Annotated in this window: 17 protein-coding genes, 1 tRNA gene and 1 pseudogene; 10 read left to right on the forward strand and 9 right to left on the reverse strand. The window is 70.6% G+C overall.

What is annotated here, in order from left to right:
• Nucleotides 1-39: 39 nt before the first annotated feature.
• The 5 genes from E2C04_RS14255 to E2C04_RS20195 all read left to right on the forward strand — a co-directional run bounded on the left by E2C04_RS14255 (nucleotide 40) and on the right by E2C04_RS20195 (nucleotide 2,444).
• Nucleotides 40-738, forward strand: coding sequence for a uracil-DNA glycosylase (locus E2C04_RS14255; RefSeq protein WP_135833095.1), 699 nt, complete (start codon nucleotides 40-42; stop codon nucleotides 736-738).
• A 28-nt stretch (nucleotides 739-766) separates the two neighbouring features.
• Nucleotides 767-1,585 (forward strand): dioxygenase family protein, encoded by an 819-nt coding sequence (locus E2C04_RS14260; protein ID WP_238694310.1) that lies wholly within the window; start codon nucleotides 767-769, stop codon nucleotides 1,583-1,585.
• A 209-nt stretch (nucleotides 1,586-1,794) separates the two neighbouring features.
• Nucleotides 1,795-1,929: a hypothetical protein gene (locus E2C04_RS21080; RefSeq protein WP_275106512.1), complete on the forward strand. Its 135-nt coding sequence runs from the start codon at nucleotides 1,795-1,797 to the stop codon at nucleotides 1,927-1,929.
• A 25-nt stretch (nucleotides 1,930-1,954) separates the two neighbouring features.
• Entirely contained in the window at nucleotides 1,955-2,176 is a 222-nt protein-coding gene (locus E2C04_RS20190; protein WP_238694311.1) for a carbohydrate kinase family protein, read from the forward strand.
• Between the two features lie 22 nt (nucleotides 2,177-2,198).
• Nucleotides 2,199-2,444, forward strand: a complete 246-nt coding sequence (locus E2C04_RS20195) for a carbohydrate kinase family protein (protein WP_238694312.1) — start codon at nucleotides 2,199-2,201, stop codon at nucleotides 2,442-2,444.
• A 15-nt stretch (nucleotides 2,445-2,459) separates the two neighbouring features.
• On the opposite strand, the gene E2C04_RS14270 is transcribed toward E2C04_RS20195, so the two are convergent.
• Together E2C04_RS14270 and E2C04_RS14275 are read right to left on the reverse strand one after the other, a co-directional pair.
• Nucleotides 2,460-3,617 (reverse strand): glycoside hydrolase family 6 protein, encoded by a 1,158-nt coding sequence (locus E2C04_RS14270; RefSeq protein WP_135833096.1) that lies wholly within the window; start codon nucleotides 3,615-3,617, stop codon nucleotides 2,460-2,462.
• Between the two features lie 111 nt (nucleotides 3,618-3,728).
• Nucleotides 3,729-3,804 (reverse strand) — tRNA-Thr (locus E2C04_RS14275).
• A gap of 77 nt (nucleotides 3,805-3,881) precedes the next feature.
• Between E2C04_RS14275 and E2C04_RS14280 the strand changes: the two genes are divergently transcribed.
• A complete protein-coding gene (locus E2C04_RS14280; RefSeq protein ID WP_135833097.1) occupies nucleotides 3,882-5,093 on the forward strand; it encodes a DUF4032 domain-containing protein in 1,212 nt (403 codons plus the stop codon).
• A gap of 4 nt (nucleotides 5,094-5,097) precedes the next feature.
• On the opposite strand, the gene E2C04_RS14285 is transcribed toward E2C04_RS14280, so the two are convergent.
• Nucleotides 5,098-5,619, reverse strand: coding sequence for a gluconokinase (locus E2C04_RS14285; RefSeq protein ID WP_135833098.1), 522 nt, complete (start codon nucleotides 5,617-5,619; stop codon nucleotides 5,098-5,100).
• Nucleotides 5,616-7,067, reverse strand: a complete 1,452-nt coding sequence (locus E2C04_RS14290) for a GntP family permease (protein WP_135833099.1) — start codon at nucleotides 7,065-7,067, stop codon at nucleotides 5,616-5,618. The genes E2C04_RS14285 and E2C04_RS14290 overlap by 4 nt, the downstream gene beginning before the upstream one ends.
• An 85-nt stretch (nucleotides 7,068-7,152) precedes the next feature.
• On the opposite strand from E2C04_RS14290, the gene E2C04_RS14295 reads away from it, so the two are divergent.
• Genes E2C04_RS14295 through E2C04_RS14310 form a run of 4 tightly spaced genes read left to right on the forward strand, consistent with a single transcriptional unit; the run spans nucleotide 7,153 to nucleotide 10,411 of the window.
• A complete protein-coding gene (locus tag E2C04_RS14295; protein ID WP_135833100.1) occupies nucleotides 7,153-9,387 on the forward strand; it encodes an MMPL family transporter in 2,235 nt (744 codons plus the stop codon).
• A gap of 55 nt (nucleotides 9,388-9,442) precedes the next feature.
• A complete protein-coding gene (locus tag E2C04_RS14300; protein ID WP_135833101.1) occupies nucleotides 9,443-9,886 on the forward strand; it encodes an META domain-containing protein in 444 nt (147 codons plus the stop codon).
• Nucleotides 9,887-9,908: 22 nt separating this feature from the next.
• Nucleotides 9,909-10,145 carry an SDR family oxidoreductase gene (locus tag E2C04_RS14305; protein ID WP_135833102.1) on the forward strand — a complete coding sequence of 79 codons (237 nt, stop codon included), beginning with the start codon at nucleotides 9,909-9,911 and terminating at the stop codon, nucleotides 10,143-10,145.
• Nucleotides 10,142-10,411 carry a hypothetical protein gene (locus tag E2C04_RS14310; RefSeq protein WP_135833103.1) on the forward strand — a complete coding sequence of 90 codons (270 nt, stop codon included), beginning with the start codon at nucleotides 10,142-10,144 and terminating at the stop codon, nucleotides 10,409-10,411. Before E2C04_RS14305 ends, E2C04_RS14310 begins: the two co-directional genes overlap by 4 nt.
• Nucleotides 10,412-10,417: 6 nt before the next feature.
• On the opposite strand, the pseudogene E2C04_RS14315 reads toward E2C04_RS14310, so the two are convergent.
• The 5 genes and pseudogenes from E2C04_RS14315 to E2C04_RS14335 all read right to left on the reverse strand — a co-directional run bounded on the left by E2C04_RS14315 (nucleotide 10,418) and on the right by E2C04_RS14335 (nucleotide 15,907).
• A pseudogene (locus E2C04_RS14315) lies at nucleotides 10,418-10,913 on the reverse strand (O-acetyl-ADP-ribose deacetylase).
• 4 nt (nucleotides 10,914-10,917) lie between these two features.
• On the reverse strand, nucleotides 10,918-12,558 hold the full coding sequence (locus tag E2C04_RS14320) for an NERD domain-containing protein (protein WP_229721565.1): 1,641 nt from the start codon (nucleotides 12,556-12,558) through the stop codon (nucleotides 10,918-10,920).
• Nucleotides 12,559-12,648: 90 nt separating this feature from the next.
• A complete protein-coding gene (locus tag E2C04_RS14325) occupies nucleotides 12,649-13,812 on the reverse strand; it encodes an ABC transporter permease (RefSeq protein ID WP_202977805.1) in 1,164 nt (387 codons plus the stop codon).
• A complete protein-coding gene (locus E2C04_RS14330) occupies nucleotides 13,809-14,954 on the reverse strand; it encodes an ABC transporter permease (RefSeq protein WP_135833105.1) in 1,146 nt (381 codons plus the stop codon). The genes E2C04_RS14325 and E2C04_RS14330 overlap by 4 nt, the downstream gene beginning before the upstream one ends.
• A gap of 5 nt (nucleotides 14,955-14,959) precedes the next feature.
• Nucleotides 14,960-15,907, reverse strand: coding sequence for an ABC transporter ATP-binding protein (locus E2C04_RS14335; protein WP_135833106.1), 948 nt, complete (start codon nucleotides 15,905-15,907; stop codon nucleotides 14,960-14,962).
• Nucleotides 15,908-16,120 lie beyond the last annotated feature (213 nt).

Here is a 16,120-nt window from a genome sequence, read left to right on the forward strand (position 1 = left end):
TTTCGACATCCATCGACCAGTTCTCGCTAGGTTGCGCCCATGAGCGGACTCCCCGACCTCGTGGACCGAGGCCTGATGGCCCCCGACTGGGCGGAGGCACTGGTCGCGGTCGACCCGGAGATCGACGCGCGGATCACCGCAATGGGGTCCTTCCTCCGCGGCGAGCTCGCCGCCGGGCGCGGCTACCTGCCGGCGGGCGACGCGGTCTTCCGGGCCTTCGAGCGTCCGCTGGCCGACGTACGCGTGCTGGTCGTCGGGCAGGATCCCTACCCCACGCCCGGCCACCCGATCGGGTTGAGCTTCGCGGTGGCCCGGGACGTACGCCCCCTTCCGCGCAGCCTGACCAACATCTACCGCGAGCTCGAGGCCGACCTGGGCGTCGCGCCGGCGTCGCACGGCGACCTGACGGCATGGTCGGCCCAGGGCGTGATGCTGCTCAACCGGGTGCTCACGGTGGCGCCGGGCGCGGCCGGCTCGCACCGCAGGCGCGGGTGGGAGCAGGTCACCGACGCGGCCATCGCCGCCCTCGTACGCCGCGGCGGCCCGCTGGTCGCGCTGCTGTGGGGTCGCGACGCGCAGCAGCTCAGGGGCGCGCTGGGCACGACGCCGGTCATCGAGTCCGCGCACCCCTCGCCCCTGTCGGCGTCGCGCGGCTTCTTCGGCTCGCGCCCGTTCAGTCGCGTCAGTGCCATGCTGGAGGAGCAGGGAGGAGGTCCGATCGACTGGCGACTGGAATAATGTTGAAGGTTGAATCATTATGGATGACATGAACCGCATGCCCGCCCTCTTCATCGGCCACGGGGCCCCGCCACTGCTCGACGACCCGATCTGGTCGGGCGAGCTCAAGCAGTGGGCCGCGGCCCTCCCCCGCCCCACGGCGATCCTGATCGTCTCCGCGCACTGGGAGTCCGCGCCGATCAGCCTCACCGCCAGTGGCGCCGAGCTGGTCTACGACTTCGGCGGCTTCGCGCCGAAGTACTACAACATGCGCTACGACACCCCCGACTCCACCGCGCTGTCGGCCCGGATCGCCGCGATGATGCCGGCCGGAGTCCCGGTCCACCAGCACCGCAGCCGCGGCCTCGACCACGGCGCCTGGGTGCCGCTCAAGATCATGTACCCCGACGCCGACATCCCGGTCGTGCAGATGTCGCTGCCCACCCACGACCCGGCGACGCTCATGTCGCTCGGCGAGCGCCTGCGCCCGCTGCGCGACGAGGGCGTGCTGATCATCGGGTCGGGCTTCCTCACCCACGGCCTGCCGTTCCTCAAGGAGTTCCGCATCGAGGCGGCCGCCCCGGGCTGGTCGAAGGACTTCGACGCCTGGGCCGCCGAGGCGATGCGCCGCGGCGACGTCGACGAGCTCGCGCAGTACCGCACCAAGGCGCCCGGCATGCCGTACGCCCACCCGACGGTCGAGCACTACACGCCGCTCTTCGTGACGCTCGGCGCCGCGACGAAGGCCGACGACCCGGCGCGACCAGCGCATCGACGGCTTCTGGATGGGCCTGTCGAAGCGTTCCCTCCAGGTCGCCTGAGCCTGCCTCGCACCCGGCCCCGCCGGTGTGAGAGGATGCCTCGGTGAAGATCCTGTCGATCCAGTCCCACGTCGCCTCACGACGTCACGTCCGGAAACTCCGCCGCCGTCTTCCCGCTCCAGCGCCGTGGCCACGAGGTGTGGCCGGTGCTGACGGTGAACTACTCCAACCACACCGGTTACGGCGAGTGGGGTGGCCCGATCATCGCTCCGGCTGACGTCGCGAGCGTCATCGACGGCATCGAGGCGCGTGGGGATTGCTGGGCCAGGTCGACGCCGTGCTGTCGGGCTACCAGGGCGGCGCCGGCATCGCCGACGTGATCCTCTCCGCGGTCGACCGCGTCAAGGCGGCCAACCCCGGCCGCGACCTACACCTGCGGACCCCGGGATGATGGGCAACGCCAAGTCGGCTGCTTCGTGCACCCCGACGTGCCGCCGCTCATCCGCGAGAAGGTCAGTCCCGAAGGCCGACGTCATCACGCCCAACCAGTTCGAGCTCTGGGCTTCCTCACCGAGACCGAGCCGAGCGACCTCGACTCCACCCTGGCCTCGGCCGACATCGCCATGGAGATGGGCCCGAGCACCGTGCTGGTGACCAGCGTCGAGCGGCCCGACCCCCCGAGGGGACCATCGAGATGATGGCCGTGACCCGCGAGGCCGCGTGGATCGTGCAGACCCCGCACTGCCCTTCAAGGCCAACGGCTCCGGCGACGTGACGGCAGCCCTCTTCACCGCCCACCTGCGCGAGACCGGCTCGCCGGCGCAGGCGCTGGCCGCCACGACGTCCAGCGTCTTCGACCTGCTGCAGACCACCCTCGACTCGGGCGAGCGCGAGCTGCGCCTGGTCCAGTCGCAGGAGTTCTTCGCCGAGCCGCGGATGCAGTTCGAGGTCACGCAGGTCCGCTGAGCGGACCCGCGGGGCTCACTGGCCGCGGTAGGGCGAGGAGGCGATGAGGCCGCGCGTGCGCTTCATCATGAAGGGCGAGGCCTGGCGGTGCAGCCAGGGGCGTCCGACCCACATGTAGGCGTCGACGTACTTCTCGGCGAGCTGGCGCGTCCTCTGGTCGAGCCCCCACGCCGGGTTGCCGACGTCGGTGGTCGGCGGGATGCCCAGCGTGACGCAGGTGCCCTTGAGCTTCTTGCCGCAGACGAAGGCGTGGTCGGGGTCCGGGCCGGTGTACTTGCCGAACTCGAAGCCCTTGCCGTTGGACGACGTGTTGACGATGCCCTTGCGCCCCTTCAGGCCCTTCTTGGCGAAGGCCTCGGAGATGTCCGCGATGCGCTGCACGTCCCACTCGGTCTTGTTGTAGTGCGTGGTGTTGGTGACGACGCCGTCGGCGTGCTCCATCCCCATCGCGGAGAGCAGGCGCACGGCCTCCTTGACGCCTCCCTGCCCCGGCGCGGGCCAGTCCCAGCCGCCGGTCTCGAGGTAGACGCGGGTGTTGGGGAGGGCGCCGTACTCCTTGGCCGCGAAGCGGATCAGGCCGGCGGAGAGCTTGAAGTTGGGCACGGTGCGCAGGAACGTCGAGTCGGGCTGCAGCATCAGTGCGGTCGGGGTGTCACCGATCGCGGCGGCCGACGCCTTGATCCACCGCTTGTAGCTGGCGATCTGCTTCTTCGTCGGGGCCTTCGTCCTCGACTCGGTGTACCAGGGATGCATCCGGAAGATCGTGATCTGCACGAGCGCGTCCGGGTTGCCGTTCTGCGAGAGCTCGATGTAGCGCTTCGTCTTGGCCGCGATCTCGTGGTCGGGGATCCAGGCACCCATCCAGCCGGCGCGCGGCTGGTCGATCATCCACTTGAGGTCGGCCCGCTGGACCGCGTTGGCTCGCTCGTACGCCGCGGAGGCCATGTCAGCGGGGCCGTTGTAGACGCCCCAGGTGCCGGCGAGCTTCGAGGAGCTGGTGCCGGCGTCCATGACCTTGTTGCCGTTGGCGGTGTAGTCGCCCGACGTCGTGCGCTTGACGATCTTGGCGCCCGCAGCGTTGGCGGCGACCGGGGTCACCGTCGTCGTGGGCGTGGAGAGCGCCGCTGCGGCGAGCGCGGCGGAGGCGAGCAGGGCGAGGCGTTGGAGGGCCACGGAAATTCCTTCGGAGGCGTGACATGCGACGTCAATCACGGTAGAGGTCGGCAGGCGCGCGCGTGGAATTACCGAAAATGAGGGACGACCTGTGCTGCATAGACCGGCCGGTGGGGCCGCGTGTCGGAATCGAACCGACGACATCCGTATTACAAGTACGGTGCTCTGCCAACTGAGCTAACGCGGCGTACGCCCGTGCGAGCGCGTGCCGATCCTAGTCACCGACAGGTGCGGTGCAGCGCCGACCCTCGTACGCTGCTCGGCATGGCGCTGCGCATCGTGGCCAGCCGGCCGGACCCCGCCGTGGTCCGCCTGCCCTGGCACCTCCCGCTGGAGGAGTGGGGCGATGAGTACGTCGTCCCGCTCCCCCGCGGCCTCTCGCGCCACGTCGTACGGATCGTGCGGCTCGGGTCGAAGGTGTACGCCGTCAAGGAGACCCAGGAGCCGATCGCCTTCGCCGAGTACCGGCTGCTGCGGGACCTGCAGCGGCTCTACCTGCCGGCGGTGAAGCCGCAGGGCGTCGTCACCGGGCGCACGGCCAGGGACGGGTCGCCGTTGCCGGCCTGCCTGCTGACCGAGCACCTCGCCTACTCGCTGCCCTACCGCAGCCTCTTCAGCCACGGGGTCACCGCCGACCGGGTCCCCTCGTTGGTCGACGCGATCGTGGTGCTGCTGGCCCGCCTGCACCTGGCGGGCTTCTACTGGGGCGACGTGTCGCTGAGCAACGTGCTCTTCCGCCGCAACGCCGGCGAGTTCGCCGCCTACCTGGTCGACGCGGAGACCGGCGAGCTGCGTGACTCGGTGAGCGACCGGATGCGCGAGCACGACCTGACCGTGGGCGGGGAGAACATCTTCGCCGAGCTGATGGACCTGCAGGCCTCGGGGAAGATGTCCGGCCAGCTGGACGCCCGCGAGATCGTGGCCATGCTGCACGAGCGCTACCGCCTGCTGATGGCCGAGCTCACCGGCACCGAGGAGTTCGGGCTCGACGAGATGTGGCGCATCGAGCAGCGCATCGAGCGGCTCAACGAGCTGGGCTTCGACGTCGACGAAATCGACATCGTCACCGACTACGACGGCCAGCGGGTGGAGATCCAGCCCAAGGTCGTCGACCTCGGCCACCACGCCCGCGAGCTGCAGGGGCTGACCGGCCTCAGCGTCGAGGAGAACCAGGCTCGCCGGCTGCTCAACGACCTGGCCGCCTACACCGCCTCGCACGACCTCGGTCGCGAGGACCGCCACGTGGTGGCCAGCCGCTGGCTCACCACCGTCTACGAGCCGATCGCCGCGATGGTCCCCGACGAGGCTCGCAGCAAGCTGGAGCCGGCCGAGCGCTTCCACGAGATCCTCGAGCACCGGTGGCACCTCTCCGAGGAGGCCGGCCACGAGGTCGACATCTTCGAGGCGGCCCGGGACTGGGTCGACCAGGTGCTGCCGGCGCGCCCCGACGAGGCGATCGCCAGCGACGACGCCTGACGGCTCAGCCCCGCGGCTCGAGGCCGAGCCTGGCCAGGACCATCGCCGCGATCCGCTCCGGCGGCTGGGCCACGTCGACGACCATGCCCTCCTCGTAGGGCTGGAGCTGCTCGAGGGTGTCGAGCTGCGACTCGAGCAGCGACGACGGCATGAAGTGCTCGCGCGACTCCATCCGCTGCAGCAGCAGCCCCTTGTCGCCGACGTTGTGCACGAAGAAGGTGCGCTCGCCGCCGCGTCGCAGCACGTCGCGGTAGACCTTGCGCAGGGCCGAGCAGCTGAGCAGCGTCGGCCGACCAGCCTCGTCCCGCTCCCGCGTCCAGTCGGCGAGCGACTCGAGCCAGCCCCACCGGTCGGCATCGGTCAGGGGACGACCGGAGGCCATCTTGGCGACGTTCTCCGGGGGGTGGAAGTCGTCGCCCTCGGCGAACTCCCAGCCCAGCAGCTCCTGCACCGCCATCATCGCGGTGCTCTTGCCCGAGCCGGAGACCCCCATGAAGACGAGGTGCCACGGCGCCTCGGTCGTCATCCGACCAGCCAGATCCCGCAGGCCAGCACGAAGACGGAGAGACCCAGGGTCGTCTCCATCACCGTCCAGGTGCGCAGGGTGGTCTTGACGTCCATCCCGAAGAAGCGGCTGACCAGCCAGAAGCCGGAGTCGTTGACGTGGCTGAGCACGGTGGCGCCGGCGGCGATGGCCATCACCAGGGCGACCAGCTGGACCGCACTGGGGTCGGCCGTCTCGACACCGGCCGCGATCAGGCCGGCGGCCGTGGTCAGCGCCACCGTCGCCGAGCCCTGCGCCACGCGGAGGATCGTGGCGATCACGAAGGCCGACACGACCAGCGGGAGTCCCAGGTCCTCCAAGGAGTCGGAGAGCGCGGCGCCGATGCCGCTGTATCGCAGCACACCGCCGAACATGCCGCCTGCGCCGGTGATCAGGATGATCGCGCAGATCGGCGCCAGGGCGTCGTTGAGGATCGACTCGAGCTGGGCCAGCGAGCGGCGCTTCGTGCCGAGCGTGTAGGTGGCGTAGAGCAGCGTGAGCAGCAACGCCACAGGAGTCTGGCCGAGGAAGATGAAAGTGTCGACGACCAAGCCGTCCGCACTGATCGTCTCGTTCTTGCGCAGGGTGTCCAGGACGGTGTTGGTACCGATGAGCACCAGCGGCAGGAGCAGCACCGAGAGCACGTGCAGGAACGACGGCAGGCGCGGCGCCGTGGCGGTCTCCGCCGTCGTGGGGGCGGAGTCCGTGCCCCCGGCATCCCCCATGCCACCGGCGCCGACCGCGCCGGCCGGCACCCGCTCGCCGGTGAGGACGGAGGCGTCGATCGGGACGTAGATCCTGCCGGCGTAGGCGAGCGTGAAGAGGTGGACGCCGACGAACCAGGCGATGACGGCGACGGGGAGACCGATCAGCAGGGTGAGGCCGACGCTCGCGTCGATGGTCACGGCGGCGGTGACCGGGCCGGGGTGGGGCGGCACCACGGCATGCATGGCAGCGAAGGCCCCGGCCGCGGGGAGGGCGTACTTCAGCACCGAGCCACCGAACCGGGTGGCCACCGAGAAGATGATCGGCAGGAAGACCACGAGCCCGGCGTCGAAGAAGATCGGGAGGCCGAAGAGCAGCGCGGCGACGCCGAGGGCGAAGGGCGCCCGCGCTTCCCCGAAGCGGGCGATCATGGTGTCGGCGAGCACCTGCGCGCCGCCGGTGACCTCCAGCAACCGCCCGATCATCGCCCCCAGCCCCACCAACAACGCCACGGTCCCCAACGTGCTGCTGAAGAACGAGATGGCGACGGGGGCGACGTCGGCCATCGGGATCCCTGCGGCGACCGCGGTGCCGAGACTGACGAGCACGAGTGCCACGAAGGCGTGCATCTTCAACGCGATGATCAGGACGAGCAGCACGGCGACGGCCGCCGCGGCGATGAGGAGCAGGGTCGTTGCTCCGTAGACGGGTTCCATCGGATCCATGCGGACACCTCCTGTGACCTGCTTCACACCGTAGCGGTAGGTGCCGACAGCCACGAGACTTGAGCTGACTGCCAAGGTGGGCATCGTGGGCAAGCAACCGTTCCTCCAGCGACTCGGTCGTCACTCGGCGCGGCACCGGGCAGCGTACGTCGCCACCTGGGCCGTGCTCGTGGTGGCCGGGTTCGTCACGAGCCTGGGGCTGCTCGGCGGGCAGTCGCTCTTCGACCGGCTGGAGACCGGCGACATCGTCGCGCCCGGTCAGGCGACCCAGGTCCGTGACCTGGTCACCGAGAACGACGACGGCGCCCTGCCGGTCATGCTCCGGGTCGACGGCGTCGACTTCACCGACCCCGAGCTGACGCTCGCCGTGCGCCACGCGGTGTCACGGCTCGAGCGGATCGACGGGGTCGGCAAGGTCTCCTCCCCGATGACCCACCCCGGGTGGCCCAGGGCGCCGGAGGCCTGGGCGCTGGTCGGCGACAACGACCCGGCGTCGGGGCGGTTCCTGATCGTCGTCGAGGCCGGCTCCGAGCTGGACAGCGACGTGCAGCAGGAGGTGGTGCGCGAGCTGCGCGGCTCGAGCAGCTACTTCATCGCGCCGTACGCCGAGGACCTCCAGGTCGGTGGCACCGGCCTCCTGGTCGACGACATCGTGCAGCAGATCAAGGACGACCTGAAGGTCGGCGAGGGCATCGCCATCCCGCTGTCGCTGCTGCTCATGGTGGTGGTCTTCGGCGGGTTCGTCGCCGCTGGCATGCCGATCGTCGGCGCAATCGCCTCGATCTCCGGGGCGCTGGCGATGCTGCTCGGCTTCTCCCACGTCATGACCCTCGACGCGACCGTGGTCAACATCGTCACGGTGATGGGGCTGGCGCTCTGCATCGACTACGGCCTGCTGCTGGTGAGCCGTTTCCGTGAGGAGCTGGCGCGGGTCGCGCCGGGTGTCGCCAGCAGCGAGCTCACGCGTACGCAGGTCGAGGAGGCCGTCGGCGGCGCGGTCGCGACTGCGGGACGCACCGTGCTCTTCTCCGCGGTGATCGTGGGCATCTCGCTCTCGGGACTGATGCTCTTCGAGGCCCCCGTGATGCGGGCCATCGGTGCTGCCGGGGTCTGCGTCGTCGCGGTGGCGCTGCTCGTCGCGCTGACCTTGGTGCCCGCGCTCTGCTCGCTCGGCGCTCGGCGACTGGGCAACCGGCGTGGCGCCGAGGCCGCCCCCGACGAGGGCGTCTTCAGCCAGCTGGCGCGGCTCACCCAGCGCCGCCCGGCGCTCACCACACTCGCCTCGGTGGCGGTCCTGCTGGCGCTGGCGCTGCCGGCGCTCGACCTGCGACTCAACGCCTCAGGGGTCGAGATGCTGCCGGCGAAGGCCGAGCAGCGGACCTTCTTCGAGGGCCTCGAGCGCGACTTCCCGCTCTTCGCCCCGCCCACCGTCACCGTCGTGGCCGAGGCCGACGAGGACGAGGCCCGGCGGTGGGCCGACGAGCTCGCCGAGAACGAGCTCGTCACCCAGGTCCACCCGCCCCGCGCGCTCGGCGAGGGGACCGGGCTGGTCGTCGTCGACCTCTTCACCGAGGGCGGGTCGATGGGTGACGACGCCCGCACGGTGGCCGCCGAGCTGCGGCAGGCCGACCCCGGGTTCCCGACCTGGACCGGGGGCCAGGCCGCGTCGTTGGCCGACTTCACCGACTCGGTCAAGGAGCGGGCCCCGTGGGCCGTCGCGTGGATCGCGGGCGCGACCTTCCTGCTGCTCTTCCTGCTGACCGGCAGCGTGGTGATCCCGGTCAAGGCACTGCTGCTCAACGTCGTGTCCCTGGGCGCCAGCATCGGCGTCCTGGTCTGGGTCTTCCAGTACGGCAACCTCGAGGGCCTCCTGCGCTTCGACAGCGTCGGCGGCATCGAGTCGGTGATCCCGTTGCTGGTGCTGGCCTTCGGGTTCGGGTTGTCGATGGACTACGAGGTCTTCCTGCTCGCGCGGATCATCGAGCTGCACGAGCAGGGGTTCGACGACGACACGGCCGTACGCCTGGGGTTGCAGCGCTCGGGCCGCATCATCACGTCGGCGGCGCTGATCATGGTGATCGTCTTCGCGGGCTTCGCGGTCGGGCAGATGCTGGTGATCAAGCAGACCGGCGTGGCCCTCGCGGTCGCCGTCTTCATCGACGCCACGCTCGTGCGCATGGTGATCGTCCCGGCGACGATGACGATGCTCGGCCGGTGGAACTGGTGGGCGCCGCGCTGGATGAAGCGGATCCATGCGCGCTTCGGGGTCAGCGAGCACACTTCTCCGATTGCACCGAAGTCGGCGCCCGCCAACGTCTAGGGTGGGAGCGCCCGGCGACGGTCGGGCTTAGTCACCGAGCCCAGGAGAGAGTTCCATGGTGAGACGCCGTGGCACCGCAGCCGTCGTCGCCGTCATGCTCGGCGCGACGCTCGCCGGATGCGGACAGGACGCCGAGACCGATCCCGAGAACCTCACCGGTTCGTGGGTGCTGGTCGAGTTCCAGGACGGCAACGCCTCCGACCCGCTGATCGAGACCACGGTGACGCTGAAGGACGGCCGCGTCGCGGGCAACGGCGGCGTCAACGAGCTCACCGGAGGCTTCAAGGCCGAGGAGGGCGGCAAGGTCACCTTCGACAAGGTCAGCACGAGCCGCAAGGCAGGGCCGCTCGACGCGGCCGACCAGGAGGACCGCTTCCTCGCCTCGCTCGGCAAGGTGGCCGCGTTCGAGGTCGACGAGGGTGACGACGGCGACCGCACCGAGCTCGAGCTCAAGAACAGCGTCGGCGTGACGCTCCTGTCGTTCGTCGAGGCCCCTTGAGCGAGGTCGACCGCGCCCCCGCGTGCTGGACGCCAACGTCCGCGGCGTCTTCCACGGCACCCGTACGGCAGTGCTCACCATGCTGGAGCAGGGAAGCGGCCACGTCGTCGACGTCTGGGGCAAGGGCGCCAAGAAGCCGGTGCCGTTCCAGAACGCGTACGCCTCCTCGAAGGCGTGGAACCGCAGCTTCACCCGCACCGTCCGCACCGAGCTGAAGGGCACGGGCGTACGCGTGCACGGCTACGACCCGGCCTGGTGAAGACCGAGATGCTCGGCCGGGTGACCGTCTCCCCGGGCATGGAGAAGCGGGTGCGAGCCCTGCCCCACGTCGTGGGGCTGTGGGGCCAGACGCCGGAGCGGGCGGCGACGCCGGTGCTGCGGCTGCTCGTGGACGACCGCACCGACCACGACGACCTCACCGGCCGCACCGTCGTCGGCCGCGGCCTGCGATCGGTGCTGCGGGGCAACCTGCGTGCGTCCCGGCGGATGGACATGCAGGTCCGTACGCTCGACCCGCGCGACTGACACGGCTCACAGCCAGGCGTCGACCGCAGCTGCTGCAGCGGCACCGAACGCGACGATCCGCGCCTCGGTGACCTCCGACGGGGTGTCGCGCAGCGTCTGGACCGCGATCCGGGCGGCGTCGTCCAGCGGCCAGCCGTAGACCCCGGCGCTGACCAGCGGGAAGGCGACAGTGCGCGCCCCGAGCTCGTCGGCCACCTCCAGGCAGCGGCGGTAGCAGGAGGCCAGCAGGTCGGGGTCGGTCTGGCCGGCCCGTCGGTCCGGGCCGACGCGTGTGGATCACCCAGCGGGCCGGCATCGCGCCGGCCGTGGTCCAGCCGGCGTCGCCGGTGGCCAGGCCGTCGGGGAAGCGGCGTACGCAGTCGGCCAGTATCTCCGGCCCGCCTGCGGCGTGGATGGCTCCGTCGACCCCGCCACCGCCGCGCATGCGGGAGTTGGCGGCGTTGACCACCGCGTCCACCTCCTGGGTGGTGATGTCTCCGCGGACCAGCGTCACCTCGGTCATGGGTCTACCCCACCACACCCAAGCGTCTGGCGACCTCAGGCCCGCCCATCGCCTCGACCGCGCCCGGAGACCCGACGACCACGAGGACATCGGTGGCGCGTGACATGCCGACGTACAGCCGCTCGCGGCCGCGGTCGTGGGTGCCGGACTCATTGACGCAGAGCACCACCGCGCGCCGTTCGAGCCCCTTGCAGCCCAGGACGTGGCCGTAGAAGACGTCGTCGTCCCACCATGTTTTCCAGTAGCCGACCTGACCGTGGAAGTCGGCGCGTTCGACCTGGACGGGATGGCGCTTGCCGGTCGTCACCAGCGCGACATGGCCCGGCTCCCAGCCGGCGTCGATCAGGGCGTCGACCTCATCGTCGGCGACGCCGATGGCGTCGTCGGGGTCGCAGGCGACGAACCGGACGGTGGGACCCTCGCCGCCGCGGGAGTACATCCGGCTGGGCGCGAGCGGACCGAAGGTCTCGTGGATCTGCTTGGTGTTGCGCAGGTTGTGGTCCAGCACCAACGGGACGAGCTGGACGGGTGGACGCCCGAAGCGGCCGAAGATCCGCTGGTTCTCGTCGGAGAAGACGTAGACCCCGCCGTTCTCCTCGTCCCGCAGCGACCCGAGGACCGAGGCCCACCAGGAGTCCGCGAAGTCCTGGGCCTCGTCGACGACCACGGCGTCGTACCTCTTGCTGGACGGTTGCTCGGCGGCCAGGTCAGCCATCAGCGCTGGCAGGGTCTCCTCCCAGAAGGCACTGTCGGTGCGGTCGCCCTCGGGCGCGCCCCACTGCTGCCCGAACTCGTGGAACGTGCCCACGAAGGCTGGCCGGTGGCGCCGGTCCCACGTGGCGATCGTGCTCTTGAGGTGCTCGGCCAGACCGATGGAGTAGCAGATCAGCGCCACGCGTTGGGGGCGGCGCTCGTGCAGGCCGCGCGTGAGCTCCCTCGCCTGCTGGAGCGCCAGCACCGTCTTGCCGCTCCCTGCGCCCCCACGCACCTCCACCCGATTGAGCAGCCGGGTGACCGAGAGGATGCTGGCCTGCTCCACGGTGAGCCGGTCGACGGCCGCGGCCCGTTCGTCGGACCAGTCGGCCATCGCGGGCACCGTCACCGGCCCGGTGTTGATGTCGGCCAGCGCCTCCACGTCGTCATGGTCGGGCGCTCGCTGGCCGTGCTGCTGCAGGCTGATCGTGCGCCGCAGCCGGTCGACCAGGGTCGACTGGTCATCCTTGTCGTGGAGCGCCCACCGCGGCAGGTCAGGCAGCTGGAAGTCGGGCCCGAAGCGGGTGAAAGGCGTGATGACGCCGTGGGCCCACGCGACCGGTCCCCGAGACCCCCAAAGCGGGTGGGCCTCGGCGAACCGCTTGAGGACGTACTTGGCGCGACGTGCCTGAGCGACCGGGTCGACGGGGCGTTGATCGCCCTGGTGCTCCAACCACCAGCCCTCGTGGTCGTGGCGGATCCCGGCGCCCTTGACCTCCAGCACCAGGATCCCATGACCGGGCATGGCGACGACCAGGTCAGCCTCACGGTCACCCTCGTCGTCGGTGATCCACACGTTCGCCATCAGCACGTCGTCGTCACCGAGGTGGTCGCGCAGCCGCTCCCAGACCTCCTGCTCCGACGCGGTCGCGAAGTGTGGCTCTTCCGGCACCAGCCTGACCATCGGTCCCCCTTCATCTCGTCGTACGAGGGACATGCTGCCGGTCGACGCCGACAGTTCTCCGGCGGTTCAGAGAAGTGGTCACATCGCGCGCGCCAACGACCGTCGCAACGACCACGCTCCCAGCACCAGCAGCACGACCGCCATCACCAGCAGCACGCCGAGCGGCGGAGCGATGTCGACCAGCCCTCCACCACGCCGGGTGATGTCGGCGAGCGCCTCGTAGCCCCACGAGTGCGGGACGAACCACGCCACCTTGCGCATGGTGTCGGGCATCAGCTCGAGGGGGAACATCGAGCCGCCGAGCGCCGCGAGCACCAGGCCACTGCCGACGGCGATGCCGGTCGCCGGGCCCTCGTTGTTGAGCAACGTCCCGATGAGCGTGGCAGCGCCCGCGGCGACGAGCGCGAAGACCGCCAGCACGAGCAGGGCGAGCGCGAGGTTGCCCCAGTCGACGCCGAAGAAGAGCGTCGACGCCGCCATGATGTAGGCGCCCTGGAAGAAGCCGAGCACCCACCGTCCGAGCGTGCTGCCCACGATGAGCTGGGCCGACGAGATGGGGGTCGACATCATCCGGCGGACCACGCCGAGCCGCCGCGCCTGGATCATGGTGCTGGCGCCGTTGAGCGTGGTCAGGAAGACGAAGAGCAGCAGCTGGCCCGAGGCCCCGAAGTCGAACTGGCCCATCCCGTCGAACTCCTGGCTGAAGTCGTCGGCGTAGCTCACCTTGACGGTCGGCGGGATGATCTGGGTGCGCGCCGCGGCGAGAGCCTGTGCGGCCTCGTCCTCAGCGACTCCGCGCTCGACCAGGGCGGCCTGCTGGCTCCGTTCGACGCCGAGGCCTGCGACCGCGGCCCGCAGCTCCTGCTCGACGACCTGGGCGGCGGCGGCAGAGCTGCGTACGACCTCGATGCGGACCGGCTCCCCCGCCGCGTCGGCGCTGGCCGCGGCGTCGTCGATGCGGACCGCGACGTCGACGCGGCCGCGGGCCAGCTTCTCGAGGGCGTCGTCCCAGGTGGGCGAGGAGACCACGACCTCGCGCTCCTCGAGCCGTTCGACGATGCGCTCCTGCAGCGGCTGGCCCGAACCGACGACGGCAGCACGACCGGCGTTGGCGTCGTCACCGAACTGGAGGCCGATCATCGCGACCAGGAGCAGCGGGAAGATGAAGACGAAGAAGATGTTCGAGCGGTCCCGCAGGAAGCGCGTCAGCTCCAGCCACGCGATGCTCGCCGCCGACCTCATGACAGCGCCCCTCGGTCGGGCACCAGCCGCGCCACCGTGAACATCACCAGCGCGAACCCGGCCATGATCCCGAGCGGGGCGGCGATGTCACTGAAGCCACCGCCGGCCGAGGTCGCCCCGAGCCCTCGCAGCAGGGCGGCCACCGGGTTGAGGTCGAGCAGGGTGGAGATGACCGGCGAGGTGGTGACGACCGGGAAGAACGCCCCGCCCCCGATGCCGAAGACGACGGCGCAGATGGAGGTCCCCACCCCGGCCTGCTCACTGGTCGCGGCCAGCCGGACGATGAGGAACATCAGGGAGGTCGCGGCGGCCGCGGCGCCGACGACCAACGCCGCGACGGCGGGGAGGAAGCCGAAGTCGGCGTCGAAGAACCAGCCGCCGACCGTCAGCAGCACCGACGTGGAGAGCACTCCGAGCAGGAAGCTCATCAAGGCCTTGGCAGCCACGACGGTGCTGCCGGGGATCGGCAGTGAGCGCAGGCGCGCAAGGGTGCCGTCCTCCCGCTCGATGAGCAGCTTGGTCACGCCGAAGCCGACGGTGAAGAGGAGGAAGAGCCCGGTCTGGCCGGCGACCAGTGCGGCCCCCTGGGCGAGCTGCTCGTCGGCGGTCTCGCCCTCGACCAGCTCGTACGTCGTGGAGCTGGTCGCCACGTCCCGCGCGAGGGCCTCGAGCTGGTCGACGGGGACCCCGGCGGAGGCACCGGCGTACGCCGCCACCGTGCCGTGGGTGAACTGGTCGAGCACCTGCTCCAGGACCGACATCACCACCATCCCCTCGAGCCCCGCGTCGTCGGACTCGAAGACCTGCACGGTCGCCGGGTTGCCCGACGTGACGCTCTCGGTGAACTTCTCGGGGAAGACCATGCGCAGCGCGGCGTCGTCGTCGCTCTCTGCGACGGTGACGTCGAGCCCGATCTGCTCCAGCTGCCCGAATGCCTCGACGACCGTGCCGGCCACCTGGTCGTCGGCGGGCGCCTCCACGGCGACCGTGATCGGGGAGAACTCGGTCTCGTCGGTGCTGCCGAAGACCAGGTTGAAGACGAACATCAGCAGCAGCGGGACGACGAGGCCGAAGAGCAGGACCGACTTGTCGCGTACGCCCTGGACGAGGTCGTTGGCGGTGAGCGTGAGCAGCGAGCGCACCGGCCTCAGTCCCTCAGGGCCTTGCCGGTGACGTGCAGGAAGACCGACTCGAGGTCCGGCCGGGCGATCTCGACGTCGGCCAGGCGTACGCCGGCGGCGGTCGCGGTGGCGACCACGTCGGCGACCCGGGCCGGGGCCTCGTGCACGGCGAGGGTCAGCGAGGAGCGGTCGGCGTCGACCCGGTCGACCCCGGTGAGGCCGCGCATCTGCGTCGCGGCGCCCTGCAGGTCGCCGGAGCCGCGGAGCCGGATCGTGTCGGTGCCGCCGGTGAGCCGGATCAGCTCGTCGCGCGTGCCCTCGGCCTGGAGCCGACCGCCGTCGATGATCGCGATGCGGTCGCAGAGCCGCTCGGCCTCCTCCATGTAGTGCGTCGTGTAGAGCACCGCCATGCCGGCCACGGCCAGGGACTCCACCGCCTCGAGGATCGAGTTGCGCGACTGCGGGTCGACGCCGACGGTCGGCTCGTCGAGGATCAGCAGTTGCGGCTGGTGGAGCAGGCCGATGCCGATGTTGAGGCGACGCTTCATGCCGCCGGAGTACTCCTTGGAGCGGTCCTTCGCCCGGTCGGCCAGGCCGATGATCTCGAGGACCTCCTCGACGCGGGTGTTGAGGGCGCTGCCGCGCAGACCGTGGAGCTTGCCGAAGAAGCGCAGGTTCTCCCGGGCGGTGAGCTCGGGGTAGATGGCGAGGTCCTGCGGCACGAGCCCGAGGTGACGCTTCGGCTCGACCGCGTCGGGCTTCATCTCCTCGCCGGCGACGTGGATCGTGCCGCCGTCGGCCTTCAGGAGCCCCGCGACCATCGAAATGATCGTGGTCTTGCCGGCCCCGTTGGGCCCGAGCAGCCCGTAGGTCTCCCCGGGCGCGATCCGGAACGAGACGTCGTCGACCGCCGTCAGGTCGCCGAAGCGGCGTACGAGGTGGTCGACGGTGAGTACGTCGGTCGTGCCGGTCACGAAGCCTCCCGCGGAGTTGATCTGCCTCTCGGAACCCTAGGGCACCGCACCGACGACGCACGCCGGATTCTATCCCCCTGGGGGGTTGTTGTAGTCTCTCCCGCATAACCCCCCTGGGGGATACTTGTCTGCGTGAAGGAGTTTCATAAACAGCCCACCCCGGCCCCGGCCGGACACTTCTCCCCCGGCCCACTGGGTCGACTCGGACTGTGG

This window comes from Nocardioides daphniae, from assembly GCF_004777465.1.
Taxonomy (GTDB): Bacteria; Actinomycetota; Actinomycetes; order Propionibacteriales; family Nocardioidaceae; genus Nocardioides; species Nocardioides daphniae.

What these genes read in the sequence shown, in the direction of transcription:
- E2C04_RS14255 (WP_135833095.1), top strand. Translation starts at nt 40, where the DNA reads ATGAGCGGACTCCCCGACCTCGTGGACCGAGGCCTGATGGCCCCCGAC.
- E2C04_RS14260 (WP_238694310.1), top strand. Translation starts at nt 767, where the DNA reads ATGAACCGCATGCCCGCCCTCTTCATCGGCCACGGGGCCCCGCCACTG.
- E2C04_RS14280 (WP_135833097.1), top strand. Translation starts at nt 3,882, where the DNA reads ATGGCGCTGCGCATCGTGGCCAGCCGGCCGGACCCCGCCGTGGTCCGC.
- E2C04_RS14285 (WP_135833098.1), bottom strand. Translation starts at nt 5,619, where the DNA reads ATGACGACCGAGGCGCCGTGGCACCTCGTCTTCATGGGGGTCTCCGGC.
- E2C04_RS14290 (WP_135833099.1), bottom strand. Translation starts at nt 7,067, where the DNA reads ATGGATCCGATGGAACCCGTCTACGGAGCAACGACCCTGCTCCTCATC.
- E2C04_RS14300 (WP_135833101.1), top strand. Translation starts at nt 9,443, where the DNA reads ATGGTGAGACGCCGTGGCACCGCAGCCGTCGTCGCCGTCATGCTCGGC.
- E2C04_RS14325 (WP_202977805.1), bottom strand. Translation starts at nt 13,812, where the DNA reads ATGAGGTCGGCGGCGAGCATCGCGTGGCTGGAGCTGACGCGCTTCCTG.